The organism is Actinoplanes sp. NPDC051346 (genome assembly GCF_040682215.1).
Classification (GTDB): Bacteria; Actinomycetota; Actinomycetes; order Mycobacteriales; family Micromonosporaceae; genus Actinoplanes.
Genome location: NZ_JBFBAJ010000010.1, coordinates 203,736 through 225,713, shown reverse-complemented (window position 1 = coordinate 225,713; position 21,978 = coordinate 203,736). Strand labels below are relative to the sequence as shown.

The window sequence follows — 21,978 nt, the reverse complement described above, 5'->3', positions numbered from 1 at the left end:
CGGTCAGTAAGGACGAACACAGGAAAGCCTACGACTTCAGGCTCCGACCTGAGCGCGAGGTGGGGCAGGTTCTGGCCTTGTGCCGGGTCAGTCATTCTTGTGAGGGCGCACGGTGGCCCAGACGACTTTGCCGCCGAGGGTGCGTGCCGGCGTGCACGACGGCGTTGGCAACGAGTTCTGACATGACCAGCCGGGAACGTTGCAGCAGCTGCGGCAGGTGCCACGTGTGGCAGGCCTGGGCGACCAGGTCACGGGCGACGTGGGCGGACTCCAGCCGGGCGGGTAGCCGGGCCTGCATCTGCTTCGCCAGTGGGGGTCGGGCGGCGACCGCGGCCCGGGTCTCGGGCGTGGTCGCGAACAGCGGCAATTGCCGCTGGGCGTCGGCGCGGCGCAGCGGGCGGTCCAGGCCCGACGTGGTGGGCAGGCACAACGCCAGCTGCTCCGGTGGCTGCAGCACGATCGCCGCGCGGCGGGTAGCCAACCACAACGGCATGCTCGCCCCGTCCGGGTCGCCCAAGTCGTACAGGTCGGCGATGACCCCCGACGGGGCTCGGCCAGACACCTACCGGTCGCGGCCGACACGTCCATGCCGAGGCGCGGTGACCAGCGGCCGTGCACGCTCACCCTGGCGTACACGCTCGATGCTCTGAGCGGCCGTCAGCCGTGGACTGTGCGGCGCAGCTGTTTCGGTTGCGTGCCGGCCCAGACGCAGCATCAGGTACGGAGCGCCGAGTTCCGGTACCACGCGTCGTAAGGTCTCGCGGGCGGCGGCGTGCTCGATCGGGGCGCTGAACGGCAGGACCGACACCCCGAGGCCGGTGGCGACGAGAGCGCCCGCGGAGAGAGCCTCGCCGGCGTGCAGCCAGTCGAGGTCCTGATCCCGGGGGCCGTGCAGGACCGCGAACGTCGAGGCTCGGTCGTGCTCGCCGTGCGCGAGGGGCGTGGGCAGGGCGTCGCGGGCGCCGGCGATCCGGTCACCGCCGGTCCACAGTGCCAGTTCCGCATGCCATTGGGCGTCCGCCGGTGCGAGGTTGGTGGCGTGGGCCGTCGCCACGGTGAGTTCGAGGAGCTGGTCCGGGCGGAGGACGCCGAGTCGGACGTGCTGAGCCTCAAAGGCCGCCGTGATGGCGTCCAGGTCCTCCGGTGCGACCGGGTCGCCGGTGACCGGGCGCGGATCCGTGTGACGCAGGGTGATGGCGCGGGCCAGCTCGGCGGTATCCGGGCTTACCGGGGCGGCTTCGTCGATGTGCAGGCGCGCGAGGTGGCCAGGGTCGGCGGCGTCGGGCTGGCGGGTCACCGTCACCCGCCAACCCCGCGCGGCGAGGGCAAGACGGGCGTGATGCAGGGCGGCGCCGCAGCTGATCGTGGCGAGTCGCCGGTCCGACTCGGAAGGTCCGGACATCCGGGCGTCGTCTGCGAACAGGTCCAGAATGCCGTTGCTCACCCGCCATCGCCACGGCTGAATGTTGTGGGCTGAGGGTGCCCTTCCGGCCGCGACGACGGCCCGGTAGAAGGCCTCGTTGGTGATGCGGCGGCTGATCGGGCGGACGGCGCGGGGCGGGGCGGACATCATCGGACTGCCCGTGTCGGCGGCCGGCCGAGCCCGCCTCCCTCGGTTTCCCAAATCTCTTCGCTCCGTTCGGGTTCCGGCCGGTCCGGCATGTCGGGCGCCGTCCCGGGCGGGGTCACCCGCAGGGTGAAGATCCCGCCGTCGGCGCAGACCACGGTCATCATGGACGGGGACTGACCGGCCAGGTACCGCACGGTGATCTCGCGGCCGGCCGCGATGATGTGATGGGGCCGGGCTGACCAGTTCGCTGCGCCGAGCAGCAGCCGCGTCACCGGCCCGCGGACCTGTTCGAGGGCCGGCACCAGTACGCGCAGTTCCGCGTTGAGGTCCGTCGACTTCGGCCACCAGGTGCCGTCGAGCAGTGTGTGGTGGAGCCGGACCGGTTCGAGCCGCACCCGGGGTGGTCCGCTCGGAGCCGGTGACTCGGGATGAATGGTCAAGGATGCCATGGACGTACCCGTCGTCCGGGACCAACGCAGGCGCGGGGCCCGCCCGGTAACGAAGGGCGAGGACGAGGTCCACCGAGGCCGTGAAGGGGGCGCTCCCGGTATCCACCGAGTGAGCGCGCGCCGACCGAGGCCGGCACCGATGACGGAGTCAACGGTCGCCATTCCACTGTACGCGCGGCCGGCGCCGGGAAGCGTACGGTGGAGTGACACCGGCTTCTCGACGTTCTCCGATGAGCGCGTGTCGCGCCCGATCTCGATTTCGCGGATGTCGTCCACAGAGAGGCACCGTCATGACCCTGACCACCGCCGTTCCGGCCGTACGAGTGCCGGATGACGCCGTGCGACTGCGGCTGGACCCGCATCCTTCCCACACCACCGTTCTCGACGGAGCCTGGTGGCCCCGATCGACGAACGCCGTCGGGGAACTCCCCTCGCTGGTAAAGGCTCTGGCCGGGCGCCGGGGCGAGATCACGCACGTGCTGTTGAACACCGCCGAGTGGGATCTCCCGCATCCACGGCGAGCCGCCGTCGATCACCGAGTGGTGCGGCTGGGCTGGTATACGTCTCAGCCCGCCGGGCTGGTCACCATCATCAGCGAGTTCGGCCATGACCGCTTCGACCTGATGGTCGTTCCGCCTGACGCGAGCCAGGCGTCAGCCGATGCCGTGTCGGCGGCCGCCGCGGATGCCAGCGACAATCGCCGTACGCCTGAACTGCTCGCCGAGATCGAGCACAGCGGCTGACCGTACGGGCCGGCTCAGTCCGAGGTCAACGCCACACTGTCCGGAACCAGGCCCCGTGCGTTCAGGGCCGGCACAGCTCCGGGAGGCTGGTGGCATCCTCGACGATCTCGCGTGCCAGGCCCATCGGTCGGCGATTGTGGTCGCGGGCATACCTGCGGATGATCGCGTAGGCGTCGTCACGGAGACGGATCGCGCCTGCACGATGGCAGCTTTGGCCTGTTCGATCACGATGCGGCTGTTGAGTGCGCCCCGCGGTCGCTCGGTGAGGTGCTCGGCGCGGCGGATCGTACGCTCCTGTACGAGCCGATCGTTGCCACGTCCGCCAGCGCCTGGATGATGGGTGCGTCGAGGTCGGCGAGCTCGCCGCTCTCGGCGGTGCCGAAGACGTTCAGTGCGCCGATCACCTGCTCGGGCAAACGCAGCGGAAAGGCGTGCACGGACAGGAAGACCGGCCTCCGCGGCCCGGGGTACGAATCGAGGCCACCCGTGTCCGGCCTTGGCCAGGTCCACGTTGATCACCGGCCGACCAGTGCGGAACGCGTCGAGGCAGGGCCCTTCCTGGAGTGACGGCGGAACTCAGCGACACAACCCCAACCCTGAAACCTGTGACGCCGAAACTGATCTTCCCGGGGTCCCCGCCCAGGTGGCGGCGCTGGCGGCGGCGCCCGCACGCCCGCACGCCCGCAGATCGTCTGGTAGGGCGGGAAGCCGTGCGGCAGGTAACGCCGCGACGCTGGTGCGGGTGGCGTACACGATGGCGTTGAAGGCCTCACGCAGGTCGTGCGCGCGCCTGCCCGCCGGCGTTCAGGTGTCCTTCGATCAACGCTCAGCGGGCATCGGACAGGGTCGCACGGATATGTGGGGCGCTCAGTTCATGCTTTCGCTGTAGCGCCGGTGGTCGTGGTGGTGATGTTCATGGTGGACCTGGCGTGCGCGATCAGGGGCCAACTTCAGCTGGGTCAGGACCAGTTCATCGAGCTGGTCCTGATTCAACTGGCCGATCAAGGATCGGTGGTGTGATGCCGCCCCTGGTGCTCAGCGCCCCGTGGTCGGGGTCCTCGAGGATTGGCCGCTCAGCTCGGCGCGCTTGAGGCGCTTCGCGGTCTGCTTTTCTTTGATGGTTTTGCCCTTTTTCTTGACGTTCGCCTTGGTCGTCGAGTCCTTGGACATGATCGAACCTCCCTGAAACGGGCCGGTGGACGTGCAGAATCGTGTTTGCCTGCTGGCGGCATGCGGGCAAGGGGCAAGGAAAGAGATTGTCGCCGTGGTCGTGGGAATCCGAACTGCATACCGAGCCTACGCCGTTTCCAGGCGCCACGATGGTGGAGAAGTGCTGCGAGCGGCAGTAGCATCGAATTGTGCGGTGATCGGTCCGTCAGCCGATGAGTCGGGCCGCGCAGTGCGACGAGCACGAGAGCGGGCTGTAGTGAGCATCCACTTGTCCAGGGGAGGCGCGCTGCGGCGGGTCGTTCTCAGCTGCGACGTGGCGGGATGCCCGATCCAGTTGGAGCCGCCGGCCATCGAGGCGTGGCGCGATGACGCGGATGCCCGATCCTGGGCTCGTGATCGCGCTGTCGGCTGGACCTCTGACCCGATCCGACAGACTGACTACTGCCCCGAACACGCCCAGTTCAGCAAGGCTCCTGCTGCCGATCACGTACCACCGCGTCCCACAGCAGCGGTGCGGGATCGTTCCGGCAACCCGCTCGACCGCGATGAATAGACCGAACGTCTGCGGGAACGGCTCGTCGAAGGCGACCGGTCCGCGGGACGAACGCTGGCGCTGGCGGCGGCTCAGGCCACGGTCGTGGCCCGCCTGCTGGACGAGCTGGCAGGCGTGTACCGCGGTGAAAGCCTGGGGACACTTGCCCGGGAGCTTTCCGCGCTCCTGGACAGTCGGCTGCGCGACCAGGGCTGATGGCCTCTATCGTGGCGCGCGCAGCGGCGCGCCGACCGCGTGCACAGCTGTGGTCATGATTGCCCGAATCCGGCAGCGGACCGGCCGTTCAGAAGCACAATGGCTGCTCATCGCGACTCCTCAGGTCCTATCTGCCATCGCGACGACGAATCGATGTCGTGCGAATGCGCGGGTTGAAGGATGCAGGGGAAGGTCGTGAGGTCTGACGGGCGCCACTTTTCGCCAGGCATGGAATGAGATGGAAGGGCGACGATGCGGATCTGACCTCGTCCGCGACGCCGCCGGAGGCCTGCCTCATAGAGCTGTTCGGTGCTGGAGGGTGGAGATCAGGGCAAGGGTGGACTCGGCGCCCTGGTTGAGGTTGGGGCCGTGCAGGGTTAGCCCGTCGTAGCCGCCGCCGGTTGCGGGGTCCCACATGAGCTGGCCAATGTCGTTGTCGCCGAGGAACCAGCCTATGGACTGGCGCACTGCGACAAGCCAGCTGTCGTCGCCGGTGATGGTGGCGGCGGTGGCGCAGGCATCGGCCAGAGCGGCCACCTCGATCGGTTGCTGGTCGTGTCGCAGTCGGCGTCCACCCCGTTCCCAGCCTCCTGCGGGGACGACCGACAGGTGGCCGCCGCTGGTCTGGACGTCTAGCAGCCACGTCAGCATCCGCAGGCCAGCGTCCAGCACCGGCATGTCGTCGAGCAGGTGGCCGGCGGCGATGACGGCTTCGGCGAGGGCGGCGTTGGCGTAGGTGAGCCGTTCGTGCGGCCACCGCCAGTCCCGGTCGAGGGTCGGAGGACCGATGGTGACGGCAGCGTCGCCTAGGAGGGCAGCGGCCGGCTCGTTGCCGGGGTCAACGCGGAGCAGTTCCGCGGCACCGAGTGCGGCGAATGCCATTGCTCGCGGGGCGACGGACCGGCAGGAGGCTCCTCGGGTGAATGCGAGGAGGGCTTCCTGGCGGATCCACGGCGCCGGGCTGCGGGCCGCAGCGGTCCCGAGGCCCCAGAGGGCGCGCCCCCACCAGTCCCCGTGGCCGGGCTGGTCGGTCCAGTCCCGGTTGAACGCGAGTCGGTTGTGGAAGGCGCCCTCGGCGTCCTGCGCGTGCGTGAGGAAGCTGAGATAGCGTTCCGCAAGCCGGAGCACCTCGGCGGACGGGTCGGCCTCGCGGCTGGTGATCAGGAGGCCCCGGGCGACATCGTCGGTGCAGTAGCCGTGCTCACGGCGGGCGATGGCGTGCCGGGCATGCTCGAACAGGCCGGTGTCATCGGTGAGCCGCCTCAGGTGCGTGAAGGTGGGGGCGGGTACGGATCTGCCGCGCCCCGGCACCGTGCTGGTGGTCTTGACCGTCACTTGCCGGCCACGGCGACCGGGCGGTGGTGTGCGGCGACAAGCCTCGCGGCGACGTCGTGGTACTGCTGGGCGACGGCGGGCCACCGCAGTGCCGGCTCGGCGTGACCGTTGCGTTGGCGCAGGGTGGCGGCCAGCGCCGGCTTGGTGAGGATTCTCCTGATGGCGGTTGCGAGAGCTGTCGGGTTCTTGTGCGGCACGAGCAGGCCAGGCCCGTCGGTGAGCAGTTCCACCGCGTGCGGGAACGCGGTCGCGACGACCGGGATCCGGGCCGCCACCGCCTCGACGAGGACGCCCGAGGTGACCTGCTCCGTCGAGTCGTACGGCAGCACGATGATATCGGCGGAGCGGACGAGTTCCCCGAGAGCCGCATCGTCGAGGTAGGACGACTCGTAGCGCACATTGTGCGCGATGCCGAGGGCCGCGCCGAGCTGGTGCAGACTCGCCCGGTAAGCCTCGCCATGATGCTCGATGACCTTGGGATGAGTCCGCCCGGCCACGGTGTAGACGGGCGGGGGTTCCAGGTCCCGCAGCCGAGCCAGGCCGCGCAGCGCCCACTCGATGCCCTTGCCCGGTCCCAGTAAACCCCAGGTGAGCAGATGTGGCTGAGCGCCCCGGCTGCTCGGCGGGCCAGCATAGTCGGAGGTGCCGTGCGGAATCACGGAGACCTTCGCGGCGTCGACGGCATAGCCGACAAGCAGCCGGTCGCGCGCGGCCTTGGTGATAGTCACGACCGCGTCGGCGGCAGCGACGATCTCCTCGAGCAGCGACTTCTGACTCTCCGTGGGGTAGGTCAGGACGGTGTGCAGGACGACCAGGCTGGGCACGGTGAGCCGCCGCAGCACGGATAGGACTTCGCTGCCGTCGCGGCCAGGGTAAATGCCGTATTCGTGCTGGACGACGGCGACGTCGAAGGTGCTCAGCACCTCGGCGCTGTCGCGCCAGCCGGCCGGCGTCGTGGTCGTCCAAGTGTGCACCACGCCGGGTACGGGCGTGGGATCGTCGCCGTTCGCCGCGATCCGCACGACGCCGCCCTCGCCGAGATGGGCGGCCAGCGCCGCGTTGAAGGTCGCCAAACCACAGCGGGTGGGCGGATGGGTGCTGAGAAATCCGTACCTGATCATCATAGGGAATGCCTTCTGGTTGTCGGCCCCATCGCGATTGACACGGTGGGTGACCTCACGCGGTGACGGCTCCGATCCGCCAGCGTGTGTGGCGGACGAGGGGCCGGCGCCCTGAGGAGCCGGCCCTGCCGAGAAAGTGGATGAAGTAGTGAGCGGACGCGTCAGCCGATGAGTTGCTCGTAGACGGCCAGGTAATCGGCGACCATCCGGTTCGCGCCGAAGCGCTGGCAGGCGCGGGCCCGACACCCGGCCCGGTCGATCATGCGAACCGCGCCCACGGCCGCAACGGCCTGGTCGACGCCGCGTACGAGGTAGCCGGTGACACCTTCGTCGACGATCTCGGGCATGGAGCCACGTTTGTAGGCGATGACCGGCGTGCCGCAGACCATGGATTCCACCACCGACAAGCCGAACGGCTCATCGAAGTCGATCGGATGCAGCAGGGCCAGCGCACCGCCGAGGATCTCACTGCGACGTCGGGGCCCCACCGCGCCCAGGAAGAGCACGCGCTCGCCGTCGATGTGCGGTGCCACCATCTCGGTGAAATACCGCGCATCTTGGACGATTCCGCAGATGGTGAGCGTGCGCCCGGCCCGGCGGGCGATCTCGATCGCCGTGTGGGTGCCCTTGTCCGGGTGGATTCTGCCGAAGCTGACCAGCCCCGCCCCTGCCGACGGGGTAAACGGGAGCCCGTCCACATCCACACCGTGATGCACCGTCGCCACATAGTCGAGTTCCGGGCTGCGATCGGCATCCGAGATCGACACCAAAGCGGATCTGCTCGCCCGGTAGGCAGGCAAAATCGTGGGGCCGGAAAACCCGTGCACGGTCGTGACCAGGGGCGCGCGACAGTGTTGCGCGAAGGCGAGAGGCAACCAGTCGAGGTGGCTGTGCACGATATCGAACTCGCCTGACCGGGCCAAGGAGTGCGAGACGTGCATCGCCTCGGCGACCCGGCCGTCAACCGACGGGTTGTCCGCGTACCCGCGGGGGCACACGCCGTCGAGCCGGGCCGTGGTGATCGAGTCCAAGGTCGCGAACAGCGTCACGTCAGCTCCTGCGGCGACGAGGCCGTCCGCGAGGAGACCCGTGACCTGTTCCCAGGGCCCGTAGGCGTGGGGCGGAGTTCGCCATGCCACCGGCCCCAGGATGCCGACCCTCACGCCGGCTCCGCGGCGGCCGGATCGACGTGGAGCGTGGCCAACAGTCCGCCATGCCGAGAAGTTTTGATGAAGTCGGGTAGTTCCCGGTCGACGACATCGGCCCTGTCGTTCTGGCCCGGCTCGCGAGGCACGGCGATGATAACGGTCTTTGGGATATTCATTGTCTGCTCTCTGGAGGGCACCCGCCGGCGGCGGGTGGAGCCGCCAGGGTCTGGAGCGACAGCCACCAGACTACCTGCCATCGAGCCGCCTCGCTGTCCAGGCTGCTCGGCCGAGGTCCAACGGATCATTAGGTTAGGGGTTCGAGTCCCTTCGGGCGCACAAGATTTAGACGGGTCTGAACTGCGGAAGCGCAGGTCAGGCCCTTCTTGCTGTCCAGCCTTATCGGACGGTGGGTGTCAGCTGGGTGCCACATGGGTGTCAATGCGGGTGTGTCGGGCCGCGGCCAGGACGAGGGTGGCGGTGGCGTCGGCGCAGCGGCGCTGGCTGTCGGGGAGGACGCTGGTGTAGGTGTCGGCGGTGACCACGATGCTGGAATGCCCGAGCAGATCCTGCAGCGTCTTCAGATCAGCGCCGGCTTCGCAGGTGAGGGACGCGGCGCCGTGCCGTAGATCGTGGAGCCGGACCGGTGGTAGGCCAGCGCGGTTGGCGAGGATCCGGGATCGGGTGGTGGCGTAGCGCGGGTGGATCGGTTCGCCGTCTTTGCGGGTGAACACGTAGCCCGAGTCCATCCACACCTGGCCGTTGCCGTGGCGCCTGTCGCGGTGGGCGAGCTGGTGACGGCGGTGCGCGCGCAGAATCGCGACGGTGTGTTTCCGAGGGTGACGGCCTGGCGGCCGGCGACGGTCTTGGGTTCGCCTTCGACGACGGGGTAGCCGGCGGTGGTGCGCTGGCGTTCGACGAACGGCAAGCGGAGAGGTTGGCGAGCGTGAGGTCCGACGACAGGCAAACGCCGATTCGGTAGGGCCGGGTTCGGGCGCGCGGGTTGGCGCCATGCCCGCCCGCCGAGGGGCCGGAGCCGACGGTGCCCGGAATGAGAGTCATCGAAGAAGCACGGTTCGCGGGTTCGGGCATAGTCATCAAGACCTCGACCAACTGGATACCGCAGCATCCCTGCGCCGGCCAGTCAGATCGCGCGGTTACGCGAGATCTGGGAATAGGCGCTGGCACGCCGGCGGACCATGCAGGCGAATAGCGCGTAACGTCAAGGATGGATCGATTCGTCAGCTGACTTGACGACCGGCGCCGCCCGGGCGCGCTGCCCCAGACCTCGGTAGCCGGAAGCGGAACTGCCTCCTCTGAGGGCCGAGCGGTGGCAAACACCCCCACCCGTATGTCATCTCGACGGCGAGGTGCGGCGGATCCGGGGGCCTCAGCCCTCGCCCCACGGACTCCGGACGGAGCCGGTACATCAGTCGTCTGATCCGGCTGGGCGCTTCCGTGCCCGGAGGGTCAGGGCGCCGACAGATCCGTTGGAGGTCCAACAATCATGACCGTAACGACCGCCTATCCGGTTCGCGTGGATGCGCGTCTGGACTCACACCTGTCTCGTTGGCTGTGGCTGGTGAAGTGGGTTCTCGCCGTTCCGCACTTCATCGTCCTGCTCGCCCTGTGGATCGCCTTCTGCGTGGTGTCCGTGGTCGCGTTCTTCGCGATCCTGTTCACCGGCCGGTACCCCCGGCGGATGTTCGACTTCAACGTCGGTGTGATGCGCTGGACCTGGCGGGTCAACTACTACGCCTACAGCGCGCTGGGCACCGACCGGTACCCGCCGTTCACCCTTGCCGAGGTGGCCGAGTATCCGGCGCACCTGGAGGTCTCCTACCCGAAGCACTTGTCGCGTGGGCTGGTACTGGTGAAGTGGTGGCTGCTGGCCCTGCCGCACCTGCTGATCGTCGGCATCCTCGCCGGCGGAGGCGCCTGGTTCGCGGTCAACTCCGATACCGACAACTACAGCTGGACCGGTGGCGGCCTGATCGGGCTGCTGGTGCTGGTCGCCGCGATCGTTCTGGCCGTCACCGGCCGGTACCCGCGTGGCCTGTTCGACTTCATCCTGGGTCTGAACCGGTGGGTGCTGCGGGTCGCCGCGTACACCGCGCTGATGACCGACGCCTACCCGCCGTTCCGGTTGGACACCGGCGGCCAGGATCCGGCGACCGCGGTCATCGCGCCCACCGGCACGGTGACGGGGGAGTCCGACCTACCGACCAGCTGACCCGGCCGTCCGGCCGCGCCTCCCCATTCTGAACGGAGGTCCCACATGAGACGCCCGACCTACTTACTGGCCATTCTGGCCATGGTCTTCTCCACCGCCTTGATACCCGCGGCTGCCTCAGCTGCCGGCCATCACGGGCACCGCACGTGCGTGTCGGTGCAACCCGAGGCCGGCTTCTACGAAGGCGGGCGCGTCGGCACCGCGGTCCTCACCGTGCCCGACTCCCGCTGTCGCACCATCAGCGTGTCCCACATCAAGGACCCGGCCAACCCGTCCGACCGCTGTCAGACCTTCCTCGTAGGGTTCTATCCGCTGACCGAAGACGGCAGCCTCACCTACACCGAACCGGTCACCGCATGCGGCGGGCACCGTACCGTCCTGGCCCGCAACGTTCCCGACGGCACCGAGTACATCGTCTTGTACGACATCGACTACCTGGAGCAGCGAATCCAGTTCCGAGTGCACCACTGACACACACCGTTGTTCGCTGGGAGCGCCGTGGCCGGATCGCCACCGGGCTCCCAGCCTGCCGCTCGGCACAGTGCACCCCGTGCCCGGCGTGGTCCCGAGGAGGGGAGTTCCCGTGACGTCACTGAACGTGCCACCTTCGTCCGGACCGCCCCTGGTGCGATTCGAGCCGACGATGGTCACTGCGTTCTGCGCCGACGACGAGCCGGTCGTACTGCTCGTCAACTCTGGGCAGCCGCCCGGCCAACCCAGGCCGGGGTCCGAGGCGACTACTGACGAGCCAAGCTCCGATGGCGCCGAGGAGCGCTGGGAATGCGAAGGCCGACAGCTCGCTGCGCCTCATGGAAGCTTGCGCCGCCAACGCCGGGACGATTGTACGAATGTGCGCTCACTCCGACCGCGCCAGTCAAGCTCAGATCGGGTGTGCTGACGGCGAGGCCGGGTTCGGAGCCGTCGACGCCGACGCCGACGGGAATGGTCCAGCTACCGCCGCAGACACCAAGACACCGCCCAGACCAGCCACTACACCCGGCAAACCGATTTACCCGGCCGTCAACGCGCAAACGGTGCTGGCCGCAGGGAGGAACTGGAAGAGGAGTGGGGCAGCCAATACCGGGCGATGATCCGGCTGTGGCGTAACGCATGGAACTGATTCATTCCGTTCCTTGACTATGACATCGAAATCCGCCGGGTGATCTGTTCCACGAGCGCAATCGAATCCTTGAACGCCCGCTACCGCCGGGCCGTACGTGCCCGTGGGCACTTCCCGAGCGAGCAAGCCGCGCTGAAATGCGTGTATCTTGTGACCCGCAGCCTGGACCCGACCGGGACCGGCCGCGCCCGATGGACGACGCGCTGGAAGCCCGTCCTGAACGCCTTCGCCATCACCTTCGGTGACCGCTGGCCGGCCGCCGAGACCTACTAACCGAGAAGCCGGAAACACCCGATCTTGGTACGGACCCCCGTGGGGGGATGAACCCCCACGAGTGATACGGATACCACAAGGGCATCCGTGTTCAGGTACCGCATCTTATCCGTCGTTGGATAAGCCTCACTGCCGCGAGCCCGGGAGAGGGTCCGCACGGTGCGGATCGCATGATGGTTGTCTGGTGTCTGTTGCGTTCAGGCGTTGAGGTATGCCAGGACGGCGAGGACGCGCCGGTTGTCGTCGTCGGAGGGCGGCATGTCGAGTTTGGTGAGAATGTTGTTGATGTGTTTGCTCACGGATTTCTCGGTGATGCGGAGGTTGCTCGCGATCGCCGCGTTGGAGCGGCCTTGAGCCATTTCGCCTAGCACTTCACGTTCCCGGATGGTGAGTACCGCCAGCGGCTCTCGGCGGGCGAGCAGTTGTGTGATGACTTCTGGGTCCATGGCGGTGCCGCCGCCGGCGACCCGCCGGACGGCATCGACGAACTCGCCGACATGCGACACCCGATCCTTGAGTAGATAGCCGACGCCGCCGTGCGGGGTGCTGAGCAATTCCCGGGCGTAGAGCGGCTCGACGTGCTGGGAGAGCATGAGGATCGGCAGGCCGGGGATCTGGGTTCGGGCGGCGAGCGCGGCCTGTAGCCCTTCGTCGGTGAACGTCGGCGGGAGGCGAACGTCGACGACGGCCACGTCGGGCTTATGTGTGGTCAGGGCGGGCAGCGCCGCGGGTCCGTCGTCCACGGCTGCGACGACGTCGAAATCGAAGGCTTGGAGCAGCCGGGTCAGTCCGTCTCGGAGGAGGGCTTGGTCCTCGGCGATGACAACGCGCACGGCACCTCCATGGTGACGACGGTGGGTCCCCCGGGTGGGCTGGACAGCGCGATCTTGCCATCGAATGCGGCGAGGCGGCGTCGGATGCCACCCAATCCGGTGCCGGCCGCGGGGTCGGCACCCCCGACGCCGTCGTCGGTGACCACCATTGTCAGTACGCCGTCCGCGTGGCGGATGGACACCGATCCGGTGCGGGCGCGACTGTGTCGGATCATGTTGGTCAGCGCCTCGGCGACCGCGAAGTACGCCGCGGACTCCACCGGCGGGTCGGGCCGTCCCGGCAGGTCGACCTCGACGGTGATCGGCAGCGGCAGGCTGAGCGCCAGTGCGCGAACCGCGCCGCCGAGTCCGCGTTCGGCGAGCACCGGCGGGTGAATGCCGCGCACGAGGTGGCGGAGCTCGACCAGAGCGGTGCCGCTGGACTCACGTGCTTCGGCGAGCAGTCTGTGGGCCTGGGCCGGGTTATGGTCGATGAGTTCGTCTGCGAGGCCGATCGTCATGCTCAGGGAGACCAGGCGGGCCTGGACGCCGTCGTGCAGATCTCGTTCGATGCGCCGCAACTCGGCCGCCTGGGCGTCTACCGTGTCAGCCCGTGTCACTGTCAGTTGCGTGACGCGTAGCCGCAGTTCCGCCGCCCTGGTGGGGGCGAGGAAGAGCCGGGCGAAGAGTGCATCCACGCGGCGTAGCCAGGGTGTCGCCCAGAGCCCGGCGGCAAGGAAGATCGCGCCTTGCGGCAGGCAGAGTAAGGCGGTGGGCAAGCTGTCGACGGACCAGATGGCGGCGTAGCCGTACCAGCCGGTACCGAGCCAGATCCACACCGGCACCAAAGTCAAACCAGCCAGGCCGTACAGCGGCATCAGGACGCCGATGGTCCCGAGACTGAGCGCGACGATCGCGCCGGGTGCGAGCCAGGCGAGGTCACGCCAGGTGGCCGGGTCCGTCACGGTCCACCGGAAACGCTGCCAGCCACCGGCCACCGCCCCGTCCGGCGGCGGAAGGTACGGACGGGTCACCAGCACACCGGTCGCCGAGGCACGTCGGCGCTCCAGATCGGTGCGCATCCGGACCAGCGTCATCGCCCAGGGCACCAACGCCAGACCGAGGAACGGTACTGGCGTCAGGGCCAATGCGACGACCGACACCACGAGCAGCGGGATATTGGTGAACGCCAGACCGATCGCGGCCATGCCGCGCAACACGCCCCGCACACCGCGCCGGGCCCATCGGGCCAGCCGCGCACCGCTCACACGCATGTCCACAGCTCACATAGTGCCCGCCCAGGCAGCTTCCATGGTGGTGCTAGCACCCCGGGCCCGTAGGACGTAGCACTCCTGATGATCGCCGCTCCAACCGGTTTCATAGAGGTATGACGATCACGAAGATGCCGGCGCCCGCCGCGAGGGTGAGAAAGTCCGGCAGCGACTTCGCCGTGCTGTCGCGCCGGATCACCAGCGAGGGGCTGATGCAACGCCGGCCCGCCTACTACCTCGCCCGGCTGAGCGTCGTCGCGCTCATGTTCCTCGGCGGCTGGACCGCGTTCTTCCTCGTCGGCTCGTCCTGGTGGCAACTTTTGACTGCGGCGTTCCTTGCCGTCACGTTCGCCCAGGTCGCGCTCGTCGCCCATGATCTGGCGCACCGCCAGGTGTTCCGCACCAAGCGCCCCAGTGAGGTCGCCGGGCGAATCGCCGGGAACCTCGGCGTGGGGATGAGCTACGGGTGGTGGGTGGATAAGCACACCCGGCACCACAACAACCCCAACCACGACGACCTCGATCCCGACGTCGCACCGGAGGTACTCATCTGGGCCACCGAGTCCGCCCTCGGCCGGCGCGGACTCAAAGGCTTCATCACCCGGCACCAGGCGGCACTGTTCTTCCCGCTGCTCACCCTGCTCGGCGTCGACCTGAAGGTCTCGAGCATCAAGGCCCTGCGCAACGGCACAGTGAAGCGCCCCCGCCTAGAAAGCGCACTGCTGATCCTGCACGCCATCGGCTACCTCGCCGCGCTCCTGATCGTCCTGTTACCCCTGCAGGCGATTGCCTTCCTCCTGCTGCACCAGGCGCTGTTCGGGGTCTACCTCGGCATGACCTTCGCACCCAATCACAAGGGCATGCCGCACCCGACCGGCGACGAGGACTACCTGCGCAAGCAGGTACTGACCTCTCGCAACGTCCGCGGTGGCTGGCTCACCGATGCTGCGCTGGGCGGCCTGAACTATCAGATCGAGCACCACCTGTTCCCCGGCATGCCGACCCCCAATCTGCGCAAGGCCCAACCCATCGTGCAGACATACTGCGCCGACATCGGCGTCGCCTACGAGCAGACCAGCCTCCGCACGTCGTACCGGCAAGCGCTGCAGCACCTGCACCGGGTAGGCGCGCAGGCCCGCGCCGAACACGCGGCACGCTGAGCTGGTGCGTCTTCTGAGACATCTGCCGGCCCGGCCGGGCCGGCAAGCCCGGGGGAGCCGAACCGGAGTACGGTGGGGCCATCCCGGAATCGACGACAGCCCTGAAGGTGCCCGCGCGGGCCCACCCACAAAGGGATTGTCATTACCGACGAGCTCCGTCAGACGCGAGCATCGTCCGCCGGCGTCGCACCGGTTCCCACGGATCCGGACGCGACCTCGCCGGCCGGCGAGGTGCCGCGCACCTGCGGCTCGTCGGGATCACGAACGTGCCCGGCGGATGCATCGTCATCCAACCGTGGGCTACCAGCCAGTGGCCCCGGTCGTCGGACGCACAATGTCCGCGGGAACCATCGCCTACGGGCTGTACGCCAACCCCAAGAGCGGCAACCAAGGCAGCATCTTCACCGACGGGCAGATATCCGGCTGGGACCTGCACCCTGGCGGCGACCCGGGCGAGGACGCCACCAGCGACGAGGTCCTGCTCAGCTACCTGTACCGCTCGAGCCCCGCCGCCTACGCCTGCGCCTACGTAGGTCTACGCCCACCCGACGCCCGCCCCGTCACCGGCCCGTCCGACACCTGGGTTCTCCTGCCGGAGCGCGACTATTGGCACGGCTGAGCGAGCACCAGTCCCGGACATAGGGGTCACTCCGCCAGGTGATCGCGGTCGCTGCCGCGTCATCCGTTGTCGCCGGTGGGCTCTCACCGGTATCCGGACCGGATGAGGTGAGCGTCATGACCCTCCCTGCCGACACCTGCGACCCGCTCACCGCGTGGCTGACTAGCCCACCAACGACCGGCCCGGTCCGAGTCAGGGGCCGCTGCCTCCCGACCCATATGGGCGGGCTGCGGTTCGCGTTCTACGGGCGGATGTCGACGGTGGAGTACCAGGACGATCTGTCCTCGCGAGCCTGGCAACTCGACAGCGCGCTGCGGCTGACCGCCGGGCACGGTGTCATCGTCGCGAGCTTCTTCGACGTGGGTTGCTCGCGGAGCTTGCCGTGGGGACAGCGCCCACAGGCCGCGGCCCTGCTAGCGGCAATCACGCAAGCGGGTCGGCCGTTCGATGCGCTCGTCGTGGGTGAGTTCGAGCGGGCGTTCTCCGCCGGGCAGTTCGAAGAGCTGCTCCCGCTATTCGACGAGCACGGCATCCAGGTGTGGTTGCCGGAGGCTGGCGGTCCGGTCGACGCGGCTGACCCGGTGCATCAGGCGCTGGTGCTGATGCTGGGCCATCAGTCGCAGCGGGAGATCCTCCGCTCGCGGTTTCGCACGACGGCGGCGATGCGGGTCCAAGCCCGCGACCAAGGCCGGCATCTGGGCGGCCGACCGCCGTACGGGTACCGGCTCGTGGACGCGGGTCCGCATCCGAACGCCGCACACGCCCGGTGGGGCAGGAGATTGCATCGCCTCGACCCGGATCCGGAGACCGCACCCACGGTCCGGTGGATGTTCGCGCAGCGACTGGCCGGATGCAGCGTGGCAGGCATAGCCCGGACGTTGAACGCGAACGGGGTGCTTCCGCCGTCGGCGCACGACCGGGCCCGCAACACTCATCGCAGCGGCGCTGCCTGGACGGTGCGCACGGTCGCGGCGATCCTGAGCAACCCGCGTTACACCGGTCGGCAAGTGTGGAACCGGCAGGGCATCGACCACCATGAGACCCGCCCGGGAGACAAGACCAGCCGGCCGCCCGGACGCAGGCCGTCGCATCACTGGAACCAGCGCGACCAGTGGGTGATCTCCACGGTCGTGGTGCACCCGGCGCTGGTCAGCGAGCAGGACTTCCTGCGCACCCAGCAGATCAGCGCCCTCGACGTCCCCGATGACGGCAACCTGCATCGGTATCGGCTCACCGGCCTGGTGATCTGTGGGTTGTGCCGACGTCGTCTGGAAGGGCAGTGGGTGCACGGCCGTGCCGGCTACCGGTGCCGACACGGTCGCACCAGCGGCAGCGACGTCCAGCTGGATCGCGCCAAGACTCTCTACCTGCGCGAGGAACACGTGCTGGAGCAGGCTTGTATCCAGTTCGCCCATCTCATCGGCATGGCTCCGGAAGCGCTCACACCCGAGGACCTCGCCGCTCGGCTGCGGCAGCGAAAGATCACCATCGTGTGCACGCCCGTCAGCATCACCCTCGACGTCGGCGCCGATCCCACGGCCGAGCCTCAGACGAAGCCGCGCCTAACTGTCGACTCCAGCGACATGGCCAGTGCGGCGGGGGAGGAGGGGGTGCCGATCGAAGCGGCCGATGAGACCCCGGAGCAGCGTTCTCGCCCATTAGTCTCTGCCGAGTTGCCGCTGCCAGGGCTGGCGATTCCGCACCAGCGGCAGAAAGCATTTAACCCCCACCAAGGTCATCCGAAACGTGAATGACCTTGGTGGGGGTTAACGTGTCCGAGGGGGGACTTGAACCCCCACGCGTTGCACCGATGCAACATGTGCATCGAGTGTTCATGTGCTTCAGTCTACCTTTCATCGCCATGCATCTGTGTGCCTCCCGTGCTCTTTCGCCGTATGGGCTCGCGGGTACGGGCAGCAGCGCGGGCTATTCCTGGCGCGCTTGGCGCCGTGTCGGCACTACCGCGACACTGCCCGGCCCGACGGCGCCACGGGCAAGGAAACAGAACCAGGCGCCCGATCCGAATGCCCTACGCCCGTTGACGCAGCTGCGCCGATCGGGTGCCTGGCTTCCTTGCCTGAGGTGGGAGGGCCGGGCACGGTGCAGGTCGTGCCGGACCGGAGTGCCCTGCCGTCACCTCGGCTAGGCCCACCGTTTCGCCTGAGCTGCCTCGAGGTCGGTCCGGCTCTGCTCGCGCCCCTGCCCGCCGCCGCATGCGTGTGGAGCAGGCGGGACAAACGAGCCTAGGCGAGCACCGATGGCCGTTAGTCCCGTCCGAACCAGGTCCTGATCATCCGCGCGGGTGCTCATCGTCGGATGGTGAACCGCCTGCTGCAACGCTTGGTCGGCCTTCGGCGGTTGACAAGGTAAGAACGTTCAGTACTGAGCGAGAGATCGATTCGGCAGCCTTGTCCAGCAGGTGCTCCAGCGCGTTCGCCTCAGCCGAACGATCGATGTCAATCATCCGCGACCATGGGGCGGGCTCATACCGTGCCAGGGAGGACAGGGCTAGGAGCGTTGCCCACAAGGCGAGGAATGGGTGCAATCCTTGCCGCATCTGCCCCAGTGGCGGCGTGACGTACCAGTCATCTGGTCCGCAGTAGGGGACCAGGCCGAGATTGCGCGTGCTCTGGGATTCGAACACGCGAACCGGCGAGTCGTTGGAGCGCCACTCCACATCCAGGGACAGCCCTAGAGGATGCTCAATCCATTTGACCCTTTCAGCCGTAATTCCGTGGCGTGTGATTTCGCAATTGTGCAGGGCAGGGTACTGCTTCAAGAAGTCGCCTACGCGCGTACGGTCGTGGCCGTAGCGCTCTCGGACTTGTGTCGGGATCCAGTGGAGTTCGGCTTGCGAAAATGGTCCGGGGTTGGGCCAGTTCGACGGCATGAAAAGTAGTGCCGGAGTCGAGAAGTTCCCTGGCAGTGCCACGCCTGCCATCTCCGGGAGCAGCGGCCACAGCTCGCGCAGGCTCACCACGTCATCAGGAGCTAAAGCCTCGACCTGCAGAGCCGTCGCCACTGACTGGAACAGACCGGACTCGGAGGCCGCTACGGTGGTGTCGGCGACAGACGTGGAGCTGGTTCTGGCTCTGAGCCCGTGTCCGTGCACGTTCCACTGCTGGTTGCCGATACGGGGAGACGCCGCCACGACGGCCCGGCAGGCTTGCGACAGCGCGTAGAACAGTTGCACCGGCCGGGTCGCGTAGCCGGCGTCGCCGGCCGCCGCCAGGAACTGCTCACACTGCTCGAGTGCGGCCTGGAACGTGGTGCGCCGGGCTCCCTTCTTGGCATGGCCCGGTGGATCGAAACGCAACGACCGTAGTTCCCGGAGCGTGGCTTTGACGTCTTCCATCCGACCTCCCTCGTCGGCGATCCACCGTATAGGGAGAGAGGGGAAGGTTGCGCCGGCATTAACTCGCCAGTGTCGACTTGGCCGAGTTCTCCACCGACCCGGGCAGGCGTGGGCGAGCGGCAGGTCCCCGGTGGTCTTCGCGGTCGAGCGGTTACCTGCGTGGGTGTGTTTCGTACATCCGCACCCACGCCAGGAGCCCGGAGGCGGCGGTGAGACCGGCGACGACCCAGATGGCGGCGCGGATGCCGGCGAGGTCGGCGACGATGCCGGCGAGGATGGCGCCGATGGCGAAGCCGCCGTCGCGCCAGAGCCGGTAGACGCCGACGGCGCGGGCGCGCCAGGCCGGATGCGCGACGTCGCCGACCGCGGCGAGCAGGGTGGGATACACGGCAGCGGTGCCGAGGCCGAGCAGCACCGCGGCGGCGATCCAGGCGGCGAAGGAGTCGGCGGCGGCGAAGCCGGCCAGTGCGGCGGCTTGGGTCAGCATGCCGGCGACGATGAACGGTTTGCGCCCGTATCGGTCGGAGGCGGGTCCGAACGCGACCTGTCCCAGGCCCCAGACGGCGGGGTAGAGCGCGGCGAGGACGCCGATCTGGGTCAGCGACAGTCCGGCGGTGGCGAACATCAGCGGGAACAGGCCCCAGGCGAGGCCATCGTTGAGGTTGTTGACCATGCCGGCCTGGCTGGCCGAGGCCAGCGCCGGCTCCTTGTAGGAGACGAGGGCGGCGATCTGCCCGGTGCGCAGCTCGCCATGGTGGGCTCCGTCGACCGGCTGGTGGGCGGCGGCCTCGGCGCGGGCGTGCTCGCGGGTCTCGCGGACGAAGAATGCGGATAGGCCGAGGCCGAGGCCGGCGTAGGCGAGACCGAGCAGGAACGGTGCAGGGCGTAGCCCGTGTTCGGCGGCGAGCCAGCCGGTGGCCAGGGCGGTGCCGGCGACGGCGAGGTAGCCGGCGGCTTCGTTGAGGCCCATGGCGAGGCCGCGCCGCGACGGTCCGGCGAGGTCGATCTTCATGATGACGGTGGTGGACCAGGCCAGCCCTTGGTTGACGCCGAGGAGGACGTTGGCGGCGACGATCCAGCCCCACGACGGCGCCCAGATGATCATCAGTGGGACGGGGATGCCGATGAGCCAGCCGGCGAGCAGGACGGGTTTGCGGCCGTAGCAGTCGGCCCACGTGCCGGCGAAGAAGTTGGTGATGGCCTTGGTGGCGCCGAAGGCGAGGATGTAGGTGAGGGCGGCGGTGTAGGCGGTGAGGTGGAACTCGCGTTCGGCCAGCAGGGGCAGGACGGTGCGTTCCTGACCGAGCAGGCCGCCGACGAGGGCGTTGACCGCGACGAGCAGGCTGAACTGGGCGAGGTTGGCGCGCAGCCCCAACCGGAGCTTCGGGGCGGTCACGGGGCTGGTCATGCGCCTTCCTCCAGATGCTGACCGGTGGCGGCGGCCCAGTCCTCGGCGCCGCCCACGAGCACGCTCAGGTCGCGGTGCCCGGCGCGTTCGAGCAGCGTGGCCGCGGTCATCGCGCGTTCGCCGTGTCCACACATGACGGTGAGCGCCTTGCCCGGCACCGCATTCGCCTGCTGTGCGAGGTGGCCGAGTTCAAGATGCCGCGCGCGGGGCAGGTGCCCGGCGGTGTACTCGGCGTGTTGCCGGATGTCCAGCACGCCCCGAGCGGGTACCTGGTCGGGGGTGACCAGTCGGGTGGTGGTCACCTGGCCTGCGGCGGCGCGCCAGGCGGGCATGCCACCGGCCAGCTCGCCGACGATGTGGTCGAGGCCGATGTTGATCGCGGGCCAGGCGATGTCGGCGGGGTCCTGGTCGGGGTTGCGGACGACCACGACGGGGGTGTCCGGGGCGACGAGCCAGCCGAGCCAGGTGGCGAACTGGGGACGGAGCGGGTTGGCGATGGCGCCGGGGATGTGGCCGGCGGCGATGTCGGCGACTGGGCGTACGTCGACGACCACCGCGCCGTCAGCGAGCAGCCGACGCACCGTGGTGACGTCGAGAGCCGGCAAGGTCGGCGTGTCGGTGATGACGGCGGGACCGCGTCGGTTGATTTCGCCGAGCCGGGCGAAGTAGCTGGGGTAGGAGCCGAGGCTGCCCACGAGCTGGGCGACGAAGGCGTCGGCGTCGGGGACGGCAAGGAGTGGGTTGGTGGCCTTCTCGGTGCCGATGGTGGAGTTGCGGGCCGCGCCGGGTGGGGCGGAGCAGAACGACCCGGCGCCGTGGGTGGGCCACACCGCGGTCGCGTCGGCTAGAGCGGCGAGGCGGTGCAGCGAGGCGTACTGGGCGCGGGCCAGTTCCTCGGTGCGGTCGGCGCCGAGCAGGTCGGTGCGGGCGGCCGAGCCGACGATCAGCGACCCGCCGGTGAACACGCCCAACGGGGTGGAGCCGTCGAGGAGCAGGAACGACAGGTGTTCGTCGGTGTGCCCCGGCGTGGTCAAGGCGCGCAGGGTGAGCCCGCCGAGGTCGACCTCGTCACCGTCGTGCAATCCGCGGTGGTCGAAGGCCCGCCCGCCGTCGGCGGACGCGAGGATCGTGGCCCGGTCGGTGGCGGCGAGCTGCACCGCGCCGGTGAGGAAGTCGGCGTGCAGGTGGGTGTCGGCGGCGTACGCGACGGTGAGCCCTCGCCGCTCGGCGACCGCGCGGAGCGCCCGCAGATCCCGGGGCGGGTCGACCGCCAGGGCGCGGCCGTCGCCGAGCTCGACCAGCCAGGCGGTGTTGCCCAGCCCTTCGTCCACCAGGGGGTGGATCGGCGGTGCGCTCATCGCGGGTTCCTTTCAGCGGTGCGCTGGACTTCCCAGCTCCACGAACATACAGTCCTCCAAAGAACTTTGGAATATGGGAAGAGGTTGG

At 68.8% G+C, this 21,978-nt stretch carries 21 protein-coding genes and 1 pseudogene; 8 read left to right on the top strand and 14 right to left on the bottom strand.

Going from position 1 to position 21,978, the window contains the following annotated elements:
• Positions 1–91: 91 nt before the first annotated feature.
• From AB0M36_RS25055 to AB0M36_RS25045, 3 genes are read right to left on the bottom strand one after another with little or no spacing between them, the layout of a single operon-like run.
• The gene (locus tag AB0M36_RS25055; protein WP_364161442.1) at positions 92–562 is read right to left on the bottom strand and encodes a hypothetical protein; all 471 of its coding nucleotides are present in this window, start codon (positions 560–562) and stop codon (positions 92–94) included.
• Entirely contained in the window at positions 563–1,570 is a 1,008-nt protein-coding gene (locus AB0M36_RS25050; RefSeq protein ID WP_364161440.1) for a nitroreductase, read from the bottom strand. It lies immediately after the preceding gene.
• Positions 1,570–1,965 (bottom strand): DUF5994 family protein, encoded by a 396-nt coding sequence (locus AB0M36_RS25045; protein ID WP_364161438.1) that lies wholly within the window; start codon positions 1,963–1,965, stop codon positions 1,570–1,572. Before AB0M36_RS25045 ends, AB0M36_RS25050 begins: the two co-directional genes overlap by 1 nt.
• A gap of 344 nt (positions 1,966–2,309) precedes the next feature.
• Between AB0M36_RS25045 and AB0M36_RS25040 the strand changes: the two genes are divergently transcribed.
• Complete coding sequence (locus AB0M36_RS25040; protein ID WP_364161436.1) at positions 2,310–2,762, top strand: DUF5994 family protein; 453 nt, start codon at positions 2,310–2,312, stop codon at positions 2,760–2,762.
• 224 nt (positions 2,763–2,986) lie between these two features.
• On the opposite strand, the gene AB0M36_RS25035 is transcribed toward AB0M36_RS25040, so the two are convergent.
• Positions 2,987–3,199 carry a hypothetical protein gene (locus AB0M36_RS25035; protein ID WP_364161434.1) on the bottom strand — a complete coding sequence of 71 codons (213 nt, stop codon included), beginning with the start codon at positions 3,197–3,199 and terminating at the stop codon, positions 2,987–2,989.
• A gap of 457 nt (positions 3,200–3,656) precedes the next feature.
• On the opposite strand from AB0M36_RS25035, the gene AB0M36_RS25030 reads away from it, so the two are divergent.
• Positions 3,657–3,782: a hypothetical protein gene (locus AB0M36_RS25030; protein WP_364161432.1), complete on the top strand. Its 126-nt coding sequence runs from the start codon at positions 3,657–3,659 to the stop codon at positions 3,780–3,782.
• Positions 3,783–3,797: 15 nt separating this feature from the next.
• Here AB0M36_RS25030 and AB0M36_RS25025 read toward each other — a convergent pair whose 3' ends face one another.
• From AB0M36_RS25025 to AB0M36_RS25005, 5 genes are all read right to left on the bottom strand, one after another.
• Positions 3,798–3,932, bottom strand: a complete 135-nt coding sequence (locus tag AB0M36_RS25025) for a hypothetical protein (protein ID WP_364161430.1) — start codon at positions 3,930–3,932, stop codon at positions 3,798–3,800.
• A 1,042-nt stretch (positions 3,933–4,974) separates the two neighbouring features.
• Positions 4,975–6,015, bottom strand: coding sequence for a glycosyltransferase (locus AB0M36_RS25020; RefSeq protein ID WP_364161428.1), 1,041 nt, complete (start codon positions 6,013–6,015; stop codon positions 4,975–4,977).
• A complete protein-coding gene (locus AB0M36_RS25015) occupies positions 6,012–7,139 on the bottom strand; it encodes a glycosyltransferase (protein ID WP_364161426.1) in 1,128 nt (375 codons plus the stop codon). The genes AB0M36_RS25020 and AB0M36_RS25015 overlap by 4 nt, the downstream gene beginning before the upstream one ends.
• A gap of 158 nt (positions 7,140–7,297) precedes the next feature.
• Positions 7,298–8,299 carry a glycosyltransferase family 4 protein gene (locus AB0M36_RS25010; protein WP_364161424.1) on the bottom strand — a complete coding sequence of 334 codons (1,002 nt, stop codon included), beginning with the start codon at positions 8,297–8,299 and terminating at the stop codon, positions 7,298–7,300.
• A 398-nt stretch (positions 8,300–8,697) separates the two neighbouring features.
• Positions 8,698–9,030, bottom strand: coding sequence for a tyrosine-type recombinase/integrase (locus AB0M36_RS25005; RefSeq protein WP_364161422.1), 333 nt, complete (start codon positions 9,028–9,030; stop codon positions 8,698–8,700).
• Between the two features lie 758 nt (positions 9,031–9,788).
• Here AB0M36_RS25005 and AB0M36_RS25000 point away from each other — a divergent pair.
• From AB0M36_RS25000 to AB0M36_RS24990, 3 genes and pseudogenes are all read left to right on the top strand, one after another.
• A complete protein-coding gene (locus tag AB0M36_RS25000; RefSeq protein WP_364161420.1) occupies positions 9,789–10,514 on the top strand; it encodes a DUF4389 domain-containing protein in 726 nt (241 codons plus the stop codon).
• 45 nt (positions 10,515–10,559) lie between these two features.
• Positions 10,560–10,985, top strand: a complete 426-nt coding sequence (locus AB0M36_RS24995) for a hypothetical protein (protein ID WP_364161418.1) — start codon at positions 10,560–10,562, stop codon at positions 10,983–10,985.
• 530 nt (positions 10,986–11,515) lie between these two features.
• A pseudogene (locus AB0M36_RS24990) lies at positions 11,516–11,907 on the top strand (transposase); the annotation flags it as partial.
• A gap of 197 nt (positions 11,908–12,104) precedes the next feature.
• On the opposite strand, the gene AB0M36_RS24985 reads toward AB0M36_RS24990, so the two are convergent.
• The gene (locus AB0M36_RS24985) at positions 12,105–12,740 is read right to left on the bottom strand and encodes a response regulator transcription factor (protein ID WP_364161416.1); all 636 of its coding nucleotides are present in this window, start codon (positions 12,738–12,740) and stop codon (positions 12,105–12,107) included.
• Positions 12,692–13,993, bottom strand: coding sequence for a sensor domain-containing protein (locus AB0M36_RS24980; RefSeq protein ID WP_364161627.1), 1,302 nt, complete (start codon positions 13,991–13,993; stop codon positions 12,692–12,694). The genes AB0M36_RS24985 and AB0M36_RS24980 overlap by 49 nt, the downstream gene beginning before the upstream one ends.
• Positions 13,994–14,106: 113 nt before the next feature.
• Between AB0M36_RS24980 and AB0M36_RS24975 the strand changes: the two genes are divergently transcribed.
• The 3 genes from AB0M36_RS24975 to AB0M36_RS24965 all read left to right on the top strand — a co-directional run bounded on the left by AB0M36_RS24975 (position 14,107) and on the right by AB0M36_RS24965 (position 17,523).
• Positions 14,107–15,150, top strand: a complete 1,044-nt coding sequence (locus tag AB0M36_RS24975) for an acyl-CoA desaturase (protein WP_364161414.1) — start codon at positions 14,107–14,109, stop codon at positions 15,148–15,150.
• 334 nt (positions 15,151–15,484) lie between these two features.
• A complete protein-coding gene (locus AB0M36_RS24970; protein WP_364161412.1) occupies positions 15,485–15,769 on the top strand; it encodes a hypothetical protein in 285 nt (94 codons plus the stop codon).
• Positions 15,770–15,885: 116 nt separating this feature from the next.
• Positions 15,886–17,523: a recombinase family protein gene (locus tag AB0M36_RS24965; protein ID WP_364161410.1), complete on the top strand. Its 1,638-nt coding sequence runs from the start codon at positions 15,886–15,888 to the stop codon at positions 17,521–17,523.
• A gap of 536 nt (positions 17,524–18,059) precedes the next feature.
• Here AB0M36_RS24965 and AB0M36_RS24960 read toward each other — a convergent pair.
• The 3 genes from AB0M36_RS24960 to AB0M36_RS24950 all read right to left on the bottom strand — a co-directional run bounded on the left by AB0M36_RS24960 (position 18,060) and on the right by AB0M36_RS24950 (position 21,890).
• Positions 18,060–19,124 carry a YaaC family protein gene (locus tag AB0M36_RS24960; RefSeq protein ID WP_364161408.1) on the bottom strand — a complete coding sequence of 355 codons (1,065 nt, stop codon included), beginning with the start codon at positions 19,122–19,124 and terminating at the stop codon, positions 18,060–18,062.
• Between the two features lie 151 nt (positions 19,125–19,275).
• Positions 19,276–20,532, bottom strand: a complete 1,257-nt coding sequence (locus AB0M36_RS24955; protein ID WP_364161406.1) for an MFS transporter — start codon at positions 20,530–20,532, stop codon at positions 19,276–19,278.
• Positions 20,529–21,890: a rhodanese-like domain-containing protein gene (locus AB0M36_RS24950; RefSeq protein ID WP_364161404.1), complete on the bottom strand. Its 1,362-nt coding sequence runs from the start codon at positions 21,888–21,890 to the stop codon at positions 20,529–20,531. The genes AB0M36_RS24955 and AB0M36_RS24950 overlap by 4 nt, the downstream gene beginning before the upstream one ends.
• Positions 21,891–21,978: the final 88 nt, after the last annotated feature.